Origin of the sequence: Flavobacterium hercynium (assembly GCF_002217285.1) — a bacterium.
GTDB lineage: Bacteria > Bacteroidota > Bacteroidia > Flavobacteriales > Flavobacteriaceae > Flavobacterium > Flavobacterium hercynium.
Genome location: NZ_MUGW01000023.1, coordinates 1 through 16,867, shown reverse-complemented (window position 1 = coordinate 16,867; position 16,867 = coordinate 1). Strand labels below are relative to the sequence as shown.

Sequence of the window (16,867 nt, the reverse complement as noted above, 5' to 3'; positions counted from 1 at the left end):
GTTTATTGCAGTACTTATAGCTTTACTTCTTGCGGGGTTGATTCTGTATGCTTATACTTTTATTTACATGAAAGAACAATCAAAGGGAGCAATAGAAAACATTCAGTTGGCTGATCTTGGTATTCAAACTTTATTGGAACAGAATAATCTTAGTACAGACACCTCTCAACTCGATTTTAGCAAAAAACAACATCAGTCCATAAGCGCACATTTATCGCAATGGGGTATTTTTCAAAAAGGAATTACCATTACACAATACCGAAAAAAGAAATTTACAAAAACGGCGCTTATAGGTTCACTTATTAATACAGAAACCTCCCCTACGCTCTTTCTTCAGGAAACACATAATGCCTTAAGTTTGGTTGGAAATACTAAAATAACAGGAAATGCTTACTTACCACATCAAGGCGTAAATTCCGGATACATTGCAGGAAACAGTTATTATGGATCTCAGCTTATTTATGGAGAAGAAAAAAAAAGTACTGCCAACTTACCTGCTGTTGACAAAAATCTTGTAACAAGTGTAACATATTACCTAAAAGATTTCAAAATACAACGCCAGGAAGACTTCATCAATCTGAACTCTAATATAAAAATTACGAATTCTTTTAAAAATCAAACAAAAGGATTCTACTCAATCGATCCTCTGATTATTGCAAATAAAATTATCTCAGGTAATATCATCATTAAATCTGAAAGTGCTATAAAAGTAATGAAGACCGCATTTCTTACAGATCTCATTTTAATTGCACCCATCGTAGAAATTGAAGATGGAACAACAGGGAATTTTCAAGTTATTGCTTCAAAAAAAATAGTCTTGGGGAAAAATTGCAATTTGCGATATCCATCAGCTTTAATGCTCTACCAGAATAATAAAACTGATCAGCAAGAAAACACCAATATTCCTTTTAATAATCAAATTTTTATGGATACTGGTACCCAATTTAAAGGAACGATATGTTACCAGCAAACTAAAGAAACACCAGACTTTCAAACACAAATAGTTTTAGAAAAAGACGCCAAAATAATGGGGCAGGTTTATTGCAATGGCAATTTCGAATTACGGGGAACAGTTTCCGGATCGGTTTATACAAAACAATTTATGGCAAACCAGTCGGGATCTATTTTTGTAAATCATATTTATAACGGAACAATCGAAAATGAAGGCATTCCTGCTATTTACGGAGGCATGCCTTTAGAACAAGAACCAAAGGCAGTTTTAAAATGGTTGTACTAAAAAAAATAAAATCTGCTACATTAATTGAGGCTGTTGTGGCAACAGTGTTAATCGTTATTATTTTCATTATTGCGAGTTTAATACTCAACAATTTACTTGTAAATACCTTCTCTAAGAATACTCATGCGATTGAAACAAGGATTCATGAATTAGAATATGAAGTACAAAATAATACTATAAAATTACCGTACCAGGAAAGTTATAAAAACTGGAATATCAGCATTGAACAGGAAACAAATGCTGTACAAAAGAGTATAAATATATTGGCAATAAACACCAGTTCAAAAAAAGAAATTTCGAAACAACAGATACTATGGTTACAAGAAAAATAAAATCATTTACACTAGCTGAATTAATCGTTGTTATGATTATAACTGCTATCGTTGTCGGAATGGCTTTTAGTGTTTTAAGAATAGTACAGAAACAAATTCATACTATTCAAACAAACTTCGAAAAAACAAGTACATTGGCCCTTTTTGAGCAAAAATTATGGCAGGATTTCAACGAACCACATACAATATCTTATAACAACGCTTCGAAAGTTTTAGTAATGATTTCAGAGATGGATACAGTAACATATTCCTTTAGAGAAAAATACAGCATGAGAAATCTTGATACTATTCAATTGAAAATTACTCCAAATAAAGCTTTTTTAAAGGGAAAAGAAATTAATGAGGGACCCATTGATGCAATTAGTCTATTTACAGCAACAGAGTTACCGGACTATACAATTTTTGTCTCAAAGAAGAATGATATAACCTTTTTTATGAATCAGGAAAATGGCCTTTAAAATAGAAAACACCCTTAAGAAAAAAACAATTTCATCTAAAAATTCAACTAGTGTAGAACATTTTCTGAAAAAAGAAATCACACTTTTTGGTACTAGTTTTAACAATAAAAAAAAGCAGGCCTTTTATATGGAATTAGCGGTTCTTTTAAAAGCCGGTGTCAGTTTTAAAGAAGGATTGTCTTTAATTATCGAATCCTTAAAAAAAGATGCCGACAAAGAACTTATCCAGACCATACTCAATCAGGTGGTTAACGGAAAACCTTTTTCTGATGCACTTGCTGCTTCTAAATCCTTTACCGAATACGAATATTATTCTATCAAAATTGGTGAAGAAACAGGAACTACTGCACAGGTTTGTCATGAATTAGGCTATTTTTTTGAACGCAAAAACGAGCAAAAAAGAATTATAATAGCCGCACTTACCTACCCTACTATTGTATTAAGTACAGCAGTTTTAGTGGTTGTATTTATGTTAAGTTATGTTGTGCCCATGTTTCAGGATATCTTTAAACAAAACAATATGGAGTTGCCTTTTTTAACCCAGCTAATTGTTCGGTTATCAGTCTTAACTAAAACTTATGGATTATACTTTTTTCTATTTATACTTATTTTTATTTTTTCAACTCAATTTTTCAAGAACAATGTAAAGTACAAAAGAGTCTTACACTATTCATTACTCAAAATTCCGGTCTTAGGAACATTTATGAATAAAGTATATCTGGCACAATTTACACAAGCAGTTACCTTACTTACTACAGCAAAGGTTCCGCTGCTAAATAGCATTCAAATGGTCAAAAAAATGATTCATTTTGTTCCATTGCAAGAAGCCCTCGAACAAGTAGAGCAAAGTATTTTAAAAGGAAACAGCCTAAGTTCCAGTCTAAAAAAAACACCCATTTTTGACAATCGCATCATATCGCTTGTAAAAGTAGCCGAAGAAACTAACCAAACAGAATACGTTTTTAAACAATTAAGTGAACAATACAATCAAGAAGTGGTACAACAATCTAAAGCAATGACGACTGTTTTAGAACCTTTTATTATTCTCTTTGTAGGTATTCTAGTAGCTGTACTTTTGGTTGCTATGTATTTACCAATGTTTCAACTGAGTAGTGCTATAGGGTAAAGAAAATATAAATACTAAAATTGGTATAAAAATGTTTAAGGCGATGTGAAAATTAAACCTAAATCCAATTATTAACTTGACCAATAATTGTAGATTTTCAAACATTGCCATTTTCAAAAATATCTAGCCTTATGCTTTTAAAGTATTATTAGAGTAATATGTAAATATAGACTTTGATACGCCCCTAAAATGACAAAAAAACCTAAGTAAGAGTTGTTATTACTGTTTTTAGTATACCTAGAACAAAAAAAGGGATGAGTACAATACTCATCCCTTTTTAAAATAATTTCTATTTTTAAATCTTACATTTCGTTCAACTCGTTGAATTCATGTAAAGATTTTAATGTGTTCTCGTAAAACAAGATTGCCGCGATAAGATTACCTTTATCTGAGTAAGGCATCATCTTTCTTTGGAAATCTACCGTAGTATCTAAGAAAGTAGTTGTTCCAACTGCTTGACCATCTAATACTTTTTTGTGTTCGTTGTCGTCTGGAATACCTAAGTCTGCCATTGTAACACCCGGTTTTGTCACCAAAGCAATATAAGGAAGAGTTTTCACTAATACTTTAATTCGCTCGATGTACAATTCCAAAAGTTCTCCTTTTTGCATACCACTTAATTCTTTTTGATCATGGTACTTACGGATGATAGCTGTTGTACTGATTATACTTCTAGGAGCATTCTTTGCCTGTGCTGTAATGGCTCCAGTTGTCAAGAAAAAAAGAGCACATAGTAAAAAAATAATTTTTGTCTTCATTTACTTCAATGTTTTGGTTTTTGATATAGCAAAAATAAATAAATTAACTTAAGTTCCAAGTTTATTGGTGTTTTTTTTAGTAAAAAATACCTTTTAATACTATTCTGTAACCCTTTATTAGGTAAAATAGCACAGTCAATTGTAATTTAATTAAGAGCTGAGCCTGATACATTTACAAAAATAAATCTTGTATCTAATTTTATGAAGCCTTCATTTCTAAATAAAAGAAACAAGAGCTTCTAAGTCACAGAACATTCAAAAACTATCAGTTTAAATTTGATGCTGTATTTTTGTCTACTTCGTTATTATTAATAAAATTGTTTTTTACTTCTTCAGAAGAATTTACTACTCTAAAACGTCCCGGGTATTTTGCCCATAAGCTTTTTTTGTTTCCGTAATAGTCCATAAATTCCTGACATACAAAGACGGCATGTGCATTTGACCATGCCACAACGCCACAGTATTCACTTCCTGCGTGTCGTTTTAGCTTTTGTATCTGCTTGCCTTGTTTAAATCCTAAATATTTATAAATAGTAGGTGTATAAACGGCTCCATCTTCTAAATCTTCTAAAGCTTTATCAAAAGTAGCCTGATTGTCAATAATTTGTTTATACTTTGCCATGACTGCGTAAGCCATTACAGCATAATTTGTTATTTGTTCACTTTCCGGATTCTTTTTAATGAATACAAAACCAGCAGAAAATCTCGCTTTACTTATTTCTTCATTGTTGATCGTAAATGATGAGTTATTTTTTAGTGTTATTTTGTGCAAACTATCATTTACTGTTTCGATCACAAAAAGATTATCTACTCCATAAATGTTTAATGCTGCTTTAATAAAAGCGATTGATGAACAATTTGTACGTTCTCCCTGTTTAAAACTTTCGAATATTTTATCAGAACTCAACTGAGCGTAAGAGTTTGAATATAAAAACATTAAAAATAAAAATAGTGAATTAACGTATTTCATTGCTCTAAATTTTATAATTGTCTCCAAATTGATCTTTTTTAAGAATCTATAGATTATACAAATCTATAAAATTCAATTCATACTTGTTTTTTTACTTCTAAACTTTTTGGTAAAATTATAGCTTGAACAGGAAATCGCACCTTTAAAAAATATTAAAATAGGGTTTTTCTTTAGTTTTTTATTTTTTTTAAAATTATTTGAAGCATTCTTCAGTAGTCGTGTTCTATAAAATAATAAAACTTAAAACCTACACCATTTCACTATTTAGAATGATTTTTTTATTCTTTAAAATTCAAAAAATAACAATTTTAAGACATAAACGACTTGTTAAATTAATATTAAAACACTAACCTTGCACAAAATTATTCTGTTTAAAAAAATGAAAAAAGCCCCTCTCTATACTGCTGTAGCAGCAGTACTATTAAGCATATTTGCAATTTATATCACGAAGTCCAGCTCAACCTTAGTATATGTGGATGTTAATAAACTTATTTCCGGATATAATAAAACAAAAATAGCGCAAGCTGAATTTGAAAAAAAGTCAAGTCTTATGAAAGCTAATGTAGACTCTTTGGTTAGCAATTGGCAAAATGAATTAAAAAATTACGAAAAAGAAAGAGCAGCTTTATCTCCAAAAGAATTAAAACTGAAACAAGAATTACTGTCAAATAAACAACAACAAATTAACGGTTATCAGGAATCTATCCAGAAAAAAATTCAGGAAGAGGATAAAAAAGTGACTCAAACTGTAATTAATGACATTAACGACTACATAAAACAATACGGAAAAGATCATAATCATAAAATTATATTTGGCGCAAGCGGTGGCGGAAACATTATGTATGCAGATGAGTCTACAGACTTAACTGAAGAAATCTTAAAAGGTCTTAATGCTGAGTATGATAAAAAATAAACTTTACACACTCCTTTTAGTCCTATTCATTTGTTCTTCTTGCAGTAACACTTTTGATACGCAGGAAAAACTTAATGAATACCTACAGAAGGAAAATAACGGATACAACTATAAAAAAACAGTTGCAAATGTCGACTATGTTTTACAATATCGCCCCACTGACCTCTTAGTGCAACAAGAATTAGGAGAAGATAGAAATCCGGCACAAATTGAAAAACTAAGAAAGCGATATAATCAATACCTCTACTTCAATCTTTCGATGTCAAAAAACAACCAGGAGTTATTGAATAGCGTAAGTCAGGACAAAGCCAAATTTGGACAAATGGTTAATGATCTGGCTTTTGGTATGGAAGAAAAAATACATCTCTATACCCCTTCAAAAGATACACTCTCCATGACTGACTTTATTTACCCGCGAATGTACGGAATGAGTAATGCTACCTCTATAATGATTGTTTATCCGCGTGACAAAAAATACATGAACGAAGAGTACTTAAATTTTGTTGTTGAAGATTTAGGACTCGAAACAGGAGATATAAAATTTAAACTAAATACCAAAGCCTTACTCAACGAACCTCAATTACGTTTTTAAACTGAATTCATTACCATGACAAAATACCACAAACGCCATCGTTTCATTGCCACTTTTTTCTTGTTGATTATTTTTCCAACAATTTTCCCTGTCGATTTATTTGCGTCTACCAATGGACCAGTTGCGCCAGAGTCGACAAGTTTTGAACCTGTAGATGCAACTGATATGGTTAATTTAGCTACTGGAGACCTTAGCTATGTTATGCCTTTATTAGACGTACCTTCTCCTGAAGGAGGCTATCCACTAACCTTATCTTATCATGCAGGAATTGCATCTGATCAAGATGCTTCGTGGGTTGGTCTAGGCTGGAGTTTAAATCCAGGGGCAATTAATAGAGCCGTAAGTGGATATCCTGATGATTGGAAACAAGAAAATGTATCATCAATAGTATTTGATCCAGGAGGAGAAATTTCTCAACACAATTTTAGTGTAGGTGTAGGACTTGGATCTGGTAAATACACAGTAGGCCTGTATGGATCTTACTCTGAAAACAAGGCTTTTGGAGGTCAAAATAGTTACAATTTTGATGGAGGAGTAAATGCTAGTGGATATGGTTTGGATGTCAGTACAGGATCAGATGGTAGTTCAATATCAGCAACAGCTGATATAAAAATGAATAGTACAGGAAGATCATCCTCTACTAATTCAAACAATTCAACGGGCATAAATTTAGTAAATTACACCGGATCTCATAGAAGTACTCAAAGTTCAAGTTACAGTGTAAGACAGGTCGGAGACAGAGTTGGAGTAGACATAAACGTCTTTTTATTTCAGATAAATTATTCTTTTTCTAAATTAAGATATCATTACTTTGATACTAATAAAGATATTGGAGTAGGAACATTGTATTCTAATAATTTAGATAGCGCAAAAAATAGCACTATTCTATCAAAAGTCGGATTTGATACTTATACGGCAAATTATGACCAAAGTGACGAATCTTTAATCGGAAACAATATTATCCTACCTACATATGATTTTTATTCTGTAAGTGGCCAAGGAATTACAGGAGATATTAGTCCTAAAATTCTTGAATATGGAACATTAACTCCAAAAACAGAAACATTTAAAGTAGATGGTATAGATTTCAAAAACCTATACTATAACAGAAATCCCCTTAATAAAAACCTGAATTCTAATGATCTTCATTTTTACTTCAACAACACTTATGAGTCATATATAAATATTGATTCTGATAAATGGGATGGTACGCCAGCAACTATATTAGAGGGATTTACAAATGTTGATTCTCCAACGTCTTCCTTAAATAGTACTGTAAATATCGACGGAAATAATTTCAATGGTTATAATTCAGAAAATAAACGTAAAAGAGGATCATCTTACATAGAAACTTATACTAATCAGCAAATTATTTCTAATCCAAATTTAATATATAATTTAAAGAATTTTAACCGAACTACAACTTCCATTCCTAAAGATGGAATTGGTGCATTTAAAATTACAACCCCTGATGGTAAAACATACCATTATACGCTACCTGTATATCAAAAAGAAAAATTCTCAAGATCATCAAAGTACGATGAAGATATTAGTAATAAATTTTACGAAGAGTTTCAAGTAGCCCCATATGCAACTCACTGGCTTTTAACCGCTATTACAGGTTCTGATTTTGTAGATGATGGTGATGGGACAATAAACGACAAAGATTTGGGATATTGGGTAACTTTTGAATACGGAAAATGGAGTGATGGTTATACATGGAGAACACCGAGAGGTAGTGATTATAAAATCACCCCAACTTCAAAACTTTATGAATGGGGAATAAAAGAAATATATTATTTAGATGCCATAAAAACAAGAACTCATACAGCGCTTTTTGTAAAAAACGAACGATCTGATGCTATTTCTATTCCGGAAAGTACGGATAAAGAATATACTAAAAATGGAAAAGCAAATAAATTAGGATTCTATGATTTAGAAAAGAGATTGTACTATTTAAATGTTTTGGGGTCGTTTCCTACAATGAAAATGGCTGTTAATCATGAAGCTATCTATACACTTAAAACAAATTATAAAAAAGAACAGCATACTTTATTAAAATTGGATAAAATTATTGTTGTAAAAAACAAAGATATCCCATTAAATTTTAGAAATTCAAATCCTTCAGAGCAGTTATCAAAAGTTACAGCAACTATTAACATGTCAGAATCAGGGAAAGTTGGATATTCAGATGGAACAATCGATGAAGAAATAAATAACAGTCCCATTTACAACTCTAGATGGTCTGGGGAGTTTTACAGCAATGTATTAGACAATAAAGATATTGATTACTATTTTCCTAATGTTCAAAACTACTCAACTAAGACAATTGATTTCAGCTACGACTATAGCCTTGCTAAAGGAACTCCTAACGGAGTCAATAGTACTTTTGGAAGACTAACATTAAACAAACTTACTTATAAAGGAAAAAATGGAATTCAGGTACTTCCCCCGTATGTTTTTCAATATGAAAATCCAAATCAACAATACAATGTCAATAATTCTGATGATTGGGGATTTAACAAGAGTGATGCCACAGCATGGAATTTAAATAGAATTACACATCCTACTGGCGCTAATATTTCAATAAAATATGAAGAAGATGATTATTATACTGAAGCTGTAAAGTATGAAAACAGATTTAAAAATGACTTGAAATTTACGTTTTCAAAAAACTCAGATAAATTAAGATTTGTAGTCGAAAATTTAGACCCTAATAATTCATACCAAATCAATTTTCCTTTATTTTTCACTGTTAATCAAAAAGCAAAAGTTAATATATGGGCTGGTATTCTTCACGAATATAGAGATTTCAGTTGTTATGAAAGAAAAGGTAGCGTAGACATAGAGGATAAGGAGGTAGATGTTGTTGCGGTATCCGATACAAGTGTAACTTTTGAAACAGATTTAGAAGGTAATACGACAAATTCTGACGGTGGATTAGATTTGTTATTTAACACGCAGTACAGCTATGAAATGGCAAGGCTTCACACAAAAAAACGAAATGAATTCCCTGACCTTTCAGGAGGTTGTTCTGACAGAACTGCTTATACATTTTTATATTCAATATATTCAAATAAAGTTAATACAGACCAAAATGGGGGTGGTTTGCGTGTAAAACAAATTACAGTTAATGCAAATGAAAAAAATTACAATACTAATTATTATTATAATCAAGATGGCTATAGTCAAAGCAAAGGAGATCTTAATTATAAATCATCAGGTATAACCTCCTATGCTCCATCGAATTACGAAAAAAACATAAAATACATGGCGGAGTTACCTCCTCCAAGTGTAATGTACAATACTGTTAAGGTAGAAACAGACCAGGATATAACTAAATACTATTTTAAAACGGTTAGCCCAGAAGTTGTAACTTCTAAGGAGTACTCATTAGGTGAAATTTTAAAAATAAAAAAAATTCAAAATGAAGATGATATACCTCTAAATATAACAACTTTTTCAAACCCAAAATTAACGAAGTACAAATATGATATTACAAACAATTTCGCTATGATGGGGGCTTTAATTAAGCAAGAACGATACAACAAATCTAATCAATTATTAAAAAAATTAGAAAACAACTATATTCCAACATCTAAAATTAAACAAGGCCTGGTTAAAGAAACTTTTAATTCATATAAAAATTCATATACTGAAAACAAGGATATTGGAAAATATGAAGGCTTTTTTCATTTAAATATTTCTTCAAAAACTACTTATCCGACAATGATACAAAGTAGCAAACTTTTTGAAAATGGTCAATCAAGTATGACTACATATAATAAATTTGATTTTTTAACAGGGCAAGTATTAGAAACAACCACAACCTCAAGTGATGGTCAATCTCATAAAACAAAAGTTATTCCTGCTTATGTTAAATATCCTGAAATGGGTTCGAAAGCTGATAATTACAACAATAAAAACATGTTATCACAGACAGCTGCTAATTATTCTTACATCTGGGATAAAAACAGCAACAAATGGAAAGAAACTGGTGTTGGTCTCACAACCTGGAACAACCTTTGGAACTATAAGGATATTGAAGGAAATCTAACTAGTGTTAACGCATCTGCTCCTGCTTCTCAAAAAATTTGGAGAAAGTATAAAACTTACGTGTGGAACGGAACAAAAGATGAAAACGGTATGTTTACTAATTACAACTCTACGACAAATAGCGGAGATGACAACTTTAACTGGACTATTGGAATAGGATTTCAACCTGCCCAATGGAAGCAGGTTTCTCAAGTTAGTCTTTATGACCATTTTTCTGCACCAGTAGAGCAAATGGATGTAAATGGTAATTATAATTCTATCAAAATGGGTGATAATGACTCCAAAATAATGTCAACAGGTAACGCCGCTTACAGTGAGATGTTTTATTGTGGAGCTGAAAATATTATCGGCACAGAAAGTACTTCATCTGTCGGATCCAATTGGCTGGAACCAGAAATAAAAATGGTAAATGCAAAAAGAAATACTTCATACTTTCACACTGGAAAATATTCTGTAGAAGCTACAAGCTCTTCTTCTTTTGGTGTTTTTATTCGTCGCTCAGCAATAAATGGAGTACCAATAGGCCCAGCCTCGAAATATAAAGTTTCTGTGTGGGTAAAAAAAGCAACCGCTGAAAAAGCAAGATTAAATATTAACGGTACAATAGAAGCTTTTAAAGAATCTTATACAGCGGGCAACTGGGTTTTAAAGACCAGTACTATAGATTTACCTCTTGTATTAAACTCTGTTTTTGCTACATCAGCAGATGGAACAACAGTCTATTTTGATGATTTAATGATTCGTCCCCTATCCTCTTCTATAAAAGGTTATGTGTATAATGAATATGACGAGTTAACTCATATTATTGGAAATAATGGTCTTGCGATGAGATTTGAATATGATGCAGCAGGAAAACTTATTAAAACCTATTCAGAAATTATTGATGATGCATCAAATGGAATTATTGGTGGTTTCAAATTATCAAAATCCAACACTTATAATCACAAGTTTTTATAAGGCAATTCTTTTAAACAGTTTGCAAAAACATAATGACAAAATCTATGAAAAGATATTTATATAGTTTAATCTTATTCCCGCTTTTTCTTTTTGGAAACCCCGGAACACCTTACAAAACAAAATTCAATTCTTTTAATTTAGATCTGTTTGGAAATTATCCTGACTACAATGTAAATTTAGAATTAAACGATATTGCTACAACAAATGGAACTTCTATCGGAAGTTTATCTGTCGTTGACAATGTATTATCAGTCCGATTTAGTGGTTCTTGGAGTCAGGGTCCAATGAAAACCGGTATTATAAAAACATTAACTATTTCTCCAAGTCTGCCTGATCTGGATCTAGGAGCCATATTGACAAGTTCTGGAGGAATATCAAATGGATATAATTTAAAAATTGAAAACAATAAGTTAATAATCTATTCATTAGCTAATGAAGTAACAAACGTAAATACGGACATAAGCTTATCCCCTTCTAATTTTGCAGCAGGAATTAATTATTCTAATAATTTACCTGATGTTTTTAATTGTATTCCAGGACAAGGAAGTAGCAATGGTTTTTTATCGATAAAAAATGGAACCGTACAACTAAAAATTACTGGCTCCTGGTCAAATTCATGTTCTTTAAAAACTGGTGAAATAATGTATTTGAACACTGGTGTACCTGTAAGAGATATTGAATTAGGAGCTATTAAACAAGGGAATATTGATACAAACTATAGAGCTAAAATACAATCAAACTATTTAGTGTTCTATCATAATGGAGCAACTCTTACGATTACCTCTGGTTGTTATTTTGATTTTAAAAGAGATATTAATGAAGGATCAGAAGTAATCATTTCTAATGATAACCTTTTCAACTGGCTTCACAACGTTTCATACGACAGCAAAGGAAATCCTACAAGTGAATCAAGATCTTATTTTGACGATTTAGGCAAACCGGATGTAAATTTATCTAAAGATTACGTTACTAACAGAATCTGGGGAACAGAAACTGTTTATGATAACTTAGGCAGACCAGATAAAACATCCTTTATTGCACCATCAATTTTTAGAAATTTTGACAAAGCAAATTTTTTAAAAACCGTTCCTGGTCAGACAATAGAAATTTACCCTACTGTTCTTCCACTTAATAATATTTCAGTAAATAAAGATTATAAAGCGAAACAGTCAATCACCGCAACTGGTGCAGTAAGTCCTGGGTTAACAGTAACATTAACTGCTCCGACGATAACATTAAGTAATTCATTTTCAGTTACCGCAACTTCAGGCAGTTCTTTTATAATTAAAGCAGCAATTTTAGCTCCTTCAACACCAAATGAAGGCTTAATTAATTATTACAGTGATAATAATACAGATGAACCTTATCAGGCGACAGCAACTGATCCGTTTATTCAAAATAACTACGATATACTAAATCCTGATAATATTATAAATGTAGTTGGGGGAAACAAAATAAATGGCGAATGGAAAACAGGTTATTCCTACACTATGCCAGCGGCACAGGAACCCTATTATATGTATGGAACAGATTATCTTGAAAATAATCGAGATATTGAATCCTACATTTATAAAAAACAATATCCTGAATATGATAATTTAGGATTATCTGCTTATTATATGCGTATTATTAACGCAGAAAGCAATGTTACTCCGATAGAATCAATTCCAGATCTGAATCATAATCTAATGATTCAATTAGAAGCAAATCCTTATGCAGTACAGGCAAATTATCCTTTAGAAAGAGGTAAACTTTATAAAATGCTTATTGGAGGAGAGATTAAGACTGTTCAAATCTTTAATGAAATTTCTTTTAGAAAAGCGAATGAAATTATAGACCTACCTCTAAACTTATCAAATCCTGCTAAAACACTAGCCGGAAGCTGGAATACTTATGGAGAGGTAAAAGCTGTAGACGACGTTACGGCTGTCTTTAATGATCCCAATAATACTATTTTTAATTTTAAAGCTTTTAAAACTGTTACTGTTGATCCTAATGGAGAAGAAAATATATTATTTACGGACACTGAAGGCAAAACATTGGCAACCGCTAAATCTGGCGGAACCCGATTTTCGAAACTAACATCCCTGATAGGTTCACAAGGCTTTGTCGACATACATCTACCAGTTGGATGTGAAAGTACTTTCCAATTTATTGGAAACGCATCTTTATATAATGTTTACAATTTAAGGACAGGAAATTTATTAACTCTTGGCGAAAAAAGCGCTATAAGTCCCGGTCTATATAGAATAGAGTTAATTACAAAACCTATTTTCGCTTTAGGATTAACTTTTCGTCCCACTTCAAACGATGATATTAGTAGTGTTCTTCCACAGGATGGAGGTGTTACCTACGATGTAAATTACTATGATTATACCATAAATGTTTACAACAAAACGGGACAACTAATAAAAGCTTTACAACCAAACAGTCTTCCTGTAAGTAATAGTATTGGTAAAGTTCCTGCGAATATGATACCATTTCATACTAACAATTTTTTTACAACCTATAAGTATGATGCCCTAAACCAACTCATTGAGGTATCAAGTCTTGATGAAGGCGTAAATAAGTTCAATTATAGAAGTGACGGACAAATTCGTTTTTCACAAAATGCATTGCAGAGTGATAATAAAATTTCCTATACAGATTATGATTATTTAGCGAGACCAATTGAAAGCGGCGTTCTTGCAACTAATTGGGATTCAGCTTCAAACATGTCCAATCTACCTTCAGGTACTCAAGGTCGTACAGAACAAAATTTCATTATTTACGATGATCCTACTAATAATTCGACATCTGTACTACTTCCTTCAAATCTAACATTATCAGAAGTTTTAACGGCCTCAAGTATTAGTAATACAAATTATATTCAAAATAACTTAGCCGGAAATGTTGCTATTACTTATTCAAAGCCGGGTGCAACAATTTCAAATATTACATGGTACAGTTATGATTTATACGGAAGAGCGGAATGGATTGTTCAGTATACGGAAGGTTTAGGAGCAAAAACCGTTCATTATGATTACGATTACAAATCAAATATAAGACAAGTCGTATTCCAGAAAGATAAAGCAGATGAGTTGTTTATTCATCGCTACTCTTATAATATGAATGATGTACTAACAAAAGTCGAAACTTCTGTTAATAACATAAACTTTAGCACACATGCTGATTATACTTATTATCAGACAGGAGAACTAAAGCGTACAAATATTGCTCAAGGCGCGCAGGGATTAGACTATGTGTATACCTTAGGCGGACAACTTAAAAGTATCAATCATCCTAGTTTAGAACCTGCCAAAGATCCAGGCGGAGATTCTAATGATATTTTTGGATTAACATTAGATTACTACAATGGTGACTATTTACGAACTGGAACAAATATTATTTCTTCTCCTTCTGCAGGATCTGATTATAACGGAAATATAAAAGCAGCACGTTGGACCAATAAAGGTGCTGCAGGTGATTACTCGGGAGGTATTGCGAACCAAAAAGGATATTTATACAATTATGATCGCAATAACTGGCTGACCAGTGCTAATTTTGGAAATGTAAATGCAGCAACTGCAGCTATTAATCCAACAACCAGTTATGCTGAAAAAGGGATACGTTACGATCCTAATGGTAATATAATAACATTGCAGCGTACCAATGAAACGGGAACTTTTACAGATGATTTGGAGTACTATTATAATTATGAAGAAGAAAAATCAGGAAATACTAAGCATACTACAAACCAATTGCTCAGCATTACTGATCGTGTAGCAACAGCGGATCCTACAGATATTGAAACGCAAGCTCCAAATAATTATAAATACGATGCAATAGGACAACTAATACAAAATGTTTCTGAAAATTTATATTACTTTTACAATACACCAGGATTAGTAACCGAAATAAAAAAGGGAGCTAATACTTTAGTGAAGTTCTTTTACAATGAGAGAGGGCAACGTGTTAAGAAAGAAAGTTATAACACCACTACTTTTGCATTGCAAAATACTACTTTCTATCAACTGGATTTATCAGGCAATACATTGGCTGTATACAATCAAGCCAATGGTGGAAGCATAACACAAGCAGAATTGCCTATTTACGGGTTAGACCGCCTAGGAGTTTATAAAAAAGCAAGCGCCGTCGCAAGTTATGAAATCAAAGATCATTTAGGAAATGTTAGGGCTGTAATAGAAAAAGAAAGTGGTAATCCAGTTATTAAATCATTTGCAGACTACTACCCTTTTGGGGAGTTGTTGCCTAGTCGTAATTCATTAAATTACCGTTACGCTTTTCAGGGGCAGGAGCTGGACGGAGAAACCAATATGGAAGCTTTTCAATTACGCCTTTGGGATGGTCGTTTAGGAAGATGGCTGTCGACTGACCCATATGGACAATATGCTTCGCCTTATTTGGGGATGGGTAATAATCCAATTAGAATGATTGATAAAGATGGGGGCAAAGCAGATGATATTATTTATTTAGATTCAAATGGTAAAGAAATTAGCAGAATTGTTCAGGCTGGTCCTGATGTTTTCTATCAAGAAACTTATTCACACTCTATGCAAAATGGGGCAAATGTTGGTTCATTTGAATTGACTTACCCTAGAAATCTTAATTACCAACATGAGGATTTAATTTCTGAATACAAACCAAACTTTTTTGGAAATATTAAAGAAAACTATTTAAAGTCAAATGACAATGATAACTTTTTAAAATCAACTTTAAAAATAGCAGGGAATGTAGCTTATGGAATGGCAGATGATGCTTATGTATACACTACAAGGAATATTTCAAAATCAAGTTCAGGTATGCATCTAAATCGTGAGGGAGCATCTCCTCAAGAAGTGTTAAATTCTGGAGTAAATACAATTACAACTATCTTCCCTTCTCCCCTTAAAGTTGGACTCGTCTCAAAATTTAATGTTGCAACATTTGGCTCAGCATTTAAAGGTACTTTTATAACAAAGTTAGCACCTGCCACTAGAGGAGCTATAATAAGATATACAAACAAAGCATTAACACAAATTAATACTAAAAATTTTATTACTATAACAAAAGCTGGTGCTAAAAAAATTGAAAAACAAAATTAATGGATTTTATACAAATAATTTTAGGAAGATATTTACTTGAATTTTTAGGAGCGCTCATAAGATATATTTATATCAATACAATAAATTTGATAAGATTTTCTTCCTACACTCCTTTTTCAAAAATATGGCCTTTAGGTAGTAATACTAAAAAAAAAGATGAAAATAGTTCATTGAATCATATGATAGGTGTTATATTTTTTGGGATAATAATCTTCTTTTTAATAATATTTATGGTTTAAATTACTCCAACAATTTCTATATGCTCAAAAAATAGTTTACTATTTTTCTGTACTCCGCAATAAGACACAAACAAAATCAAAAAAAAAAGCAACTCATAATGAGTTGCTTTTTTTTTTTAAGAAAGTGTCTTGTCCTGAAATAGCG

10 protein-coding genes are annotated in these 16,867 nt (G+C 31.8%); 8 read left to right on the top strand and 2 right to left on the bottom strand.

Annotation, left to right across the window (positions count from 1 at the left end; all coding sequences use genetic code 11):
- The first annotated feature begins 67 nt into the window (after positions 1–67).
- From B0A66_RS11950 to B0A66_RS11935, 4 genes are read left to right on the top strand one after another with little or no spacing between them, the layout of a single operon-like run.
- Positions 68–1,237: a hypothetical protein gene (locus tag B0A66_RS11950; RefSeq protein WP_244283455.1), complete on the top strand. Its 1,170-nt coding sequence runs from the start codon at positions 68–70 to the stop codon at positions 1,235–1,237.
- Positions 1,225–1,569: a hypothetical protein gene (locus tag B0A66_RS11945; RefSeq protein WP_089050074.1), complete on the top strand. Its 345-nt coding sequence runs from the start codon at positions 1,225–1,227 to the stop codon at positions 1,567–1,569. The genes B0A66_RS11950 and B0A66_RS11945 overlap by 13 nt, the downstream gene beginning before the upstream one ends.
- A complete protein-coding gene (locus B0A66_RS11940; protein ID WP_089050073.1) occupies positions 1,551–2,027 on the top strand; it encodes a PulJ/GspJ family protein in 477 nt (158 codons plus the stop codon). Before B0A66_RS11945 ends, B0A66_RS11940 begins: the two co-directional genes overlap by 19 nt.
- Complete coding sequence (locus tag B0A66_RS11935; protein WP_089050072.1) at positions 2,017–3,153, top strand: type II secretion system F family protein; 1,137 nt, start codon at positions 2,017–2,019, stop codon at positions 3,151–3,153. Before B0A66_RS11940 ends, B0A66_RS11935 begins: the two co-directional genes overlap by 11 nt.
- Positions 3,154–3,455: 302 nt before the next feature.
- Here the strand turns inward: B0A66_RS11935 and B0A66_RS11930 are convergent, their stop codons facing one another.
- Positions 3,456–3,911, bottom strand: coding sequence for a hypothetical protein (locus B0A66_RS11930; protein ID WP_089050071.1), 456 nt, complete (start codon positions 3,909–3,911; stop codon positions 3,456–3,458).
- A 265-nt stretch (positions 3,912–4,176) separates the two neighbouring features.
- Positions 4,177–4,881, bottom strand: coding sequence for a hypothetical protein (locus tag B0A66_RS11925; RefSeq protein ID WP_244283453.1), 705 nt, complete (start codon positions 4,879–4,881; stop codon positions 4,177–4,179).
- Positions 4,882–5,260: 379 nt separating this feature from the next.
- Here B0A66_RS11925 and B0A66_RS11920 point away from each other — a divergent pair, with 379 nt between their 5' ends.
- Genes B0A66_RS11920 through B0A66_RS11905 form a run of 4 tightly spaced genes read left to right on the top strand, consistent with a single transcriptional unit; the run spans position 5,261 to position 16,483 of the window.
- Positions 5,261–5,794, top strand: coding sequence for an OmpH family outer membrane protein (locus B0A66_RS11920; RefSeq protein WP_089050070.1), 534 nt, complete (start codon positions 5,261–5,263; stop codon positions 5,792–5,794).
- Positions 5,781–6,386, top strand: coding sequence for a hypothetical protein (locus tag B0A66_RS11915; RefSeq protein WP_244283451.1), 606 nt, complete (start codon positions 5,781–5,783; stop codon positions 6,384–6,386). Before B0A66_RS11920 ends, B0A66_RS11915 begins: the two co-directional genes overlap by 14 nt.
- A gap of 15 nt (positions 6,387–6,401) precedes the next feature.
- On the top strand, positions 6,402–11,399 hold the full coding sequence (locus B0A66_RS11910) for a hypothetical protein (protein WP_089050068.1): 4,998 nt from the start codon (positions 6,402–6,404) through the stop codon (positions 11,397–11,399).
- Between the two features lie 44 nt (positions 11,400–11,443).
- Positions 11,444–16,483: an RHS repeat domain-containing protein gene (locus tag B0A66_RS11905; RefSeq protein WP_165766610.1), complete on the top strand. Its 5,040-nt coding sequence runs from the start codon at positions 11,444–11,446 to the stop codon at positions 16,481–16,483.
- Positions 16,484–16,867: the final 384 nt, after the last annotated feature.

Bases quoted from the DNA above. Each gene is read 5' to 3' on its own strand.
- B0A66_RS11905 (WP_165766610.1), top strand. From the start codon at position 11,444: ATGAAAAGATATTTATATAGTTTAATCTTATTCCCGCTTTTTCTTTTT.
- B0A66_RS11915 (WP_244283451.1), top strand. From the start codon at position 5,781: ATGATAAAAAATAAACTTTACACACTCCTTTTAGTCCTATTCATTTGT.
- B0A66_RS11935 (WP_089050072.1), top strand. From the start codon at position 2,017: ATGGCCTTTAAAATAGAAAACACCCTTAAGAAAAAAACAATTTCATCT.
- B0A66_RS11945 (WP_089050074.1), top strand. From the start codon at position 1,225: ATGGTTGTACTAAAAAAAATAAAATCTGCTACATTAATTGAGGCTGTT.
- B0A66_RS11930 (WP_089050071.1), bottom strand. From the start codon at position 3,911: ATGAAGACAAAAATTATTTTTTTACTATGTGCTCTTTTTTTCTTGACA.
- B0A66_RS11925 (WP_244283453.1), bottom strand. From the start codon at position 4,881: ATGAAATACGTTAATTCACTATTTTTATTTTTAATGTTTTTATATTCA.
- B0A66_RS11950 (WP_244283455.1), top strand. From the start codon at position 68: ATGAAAGAACAATCAAAGGGAGCAATAGAAAACATTCAGTTGGCTGAT.
- B0A66_RS11910 (WP_089050068.1), top strand. From the start codon at position 6,402: ATGACAAAATACCACAAACGCCATCGTTTCATTGCCACTTTTTTCTTG.
- B0A66_RS11920 (WP_089050070.1), top strand. From the start codon at position 5,261: ATGAAAAAAGCCCCTCTCTATACTGCTGTAGCAGCAGTACTATTAAGC.
- B0A66_RS11940 (WP_089050073.1), top strand. From the start codon at position 1,551: ATGGTTACAAGAAAAATAAAATCATTTACACTAGCTGAATTAATCGTT.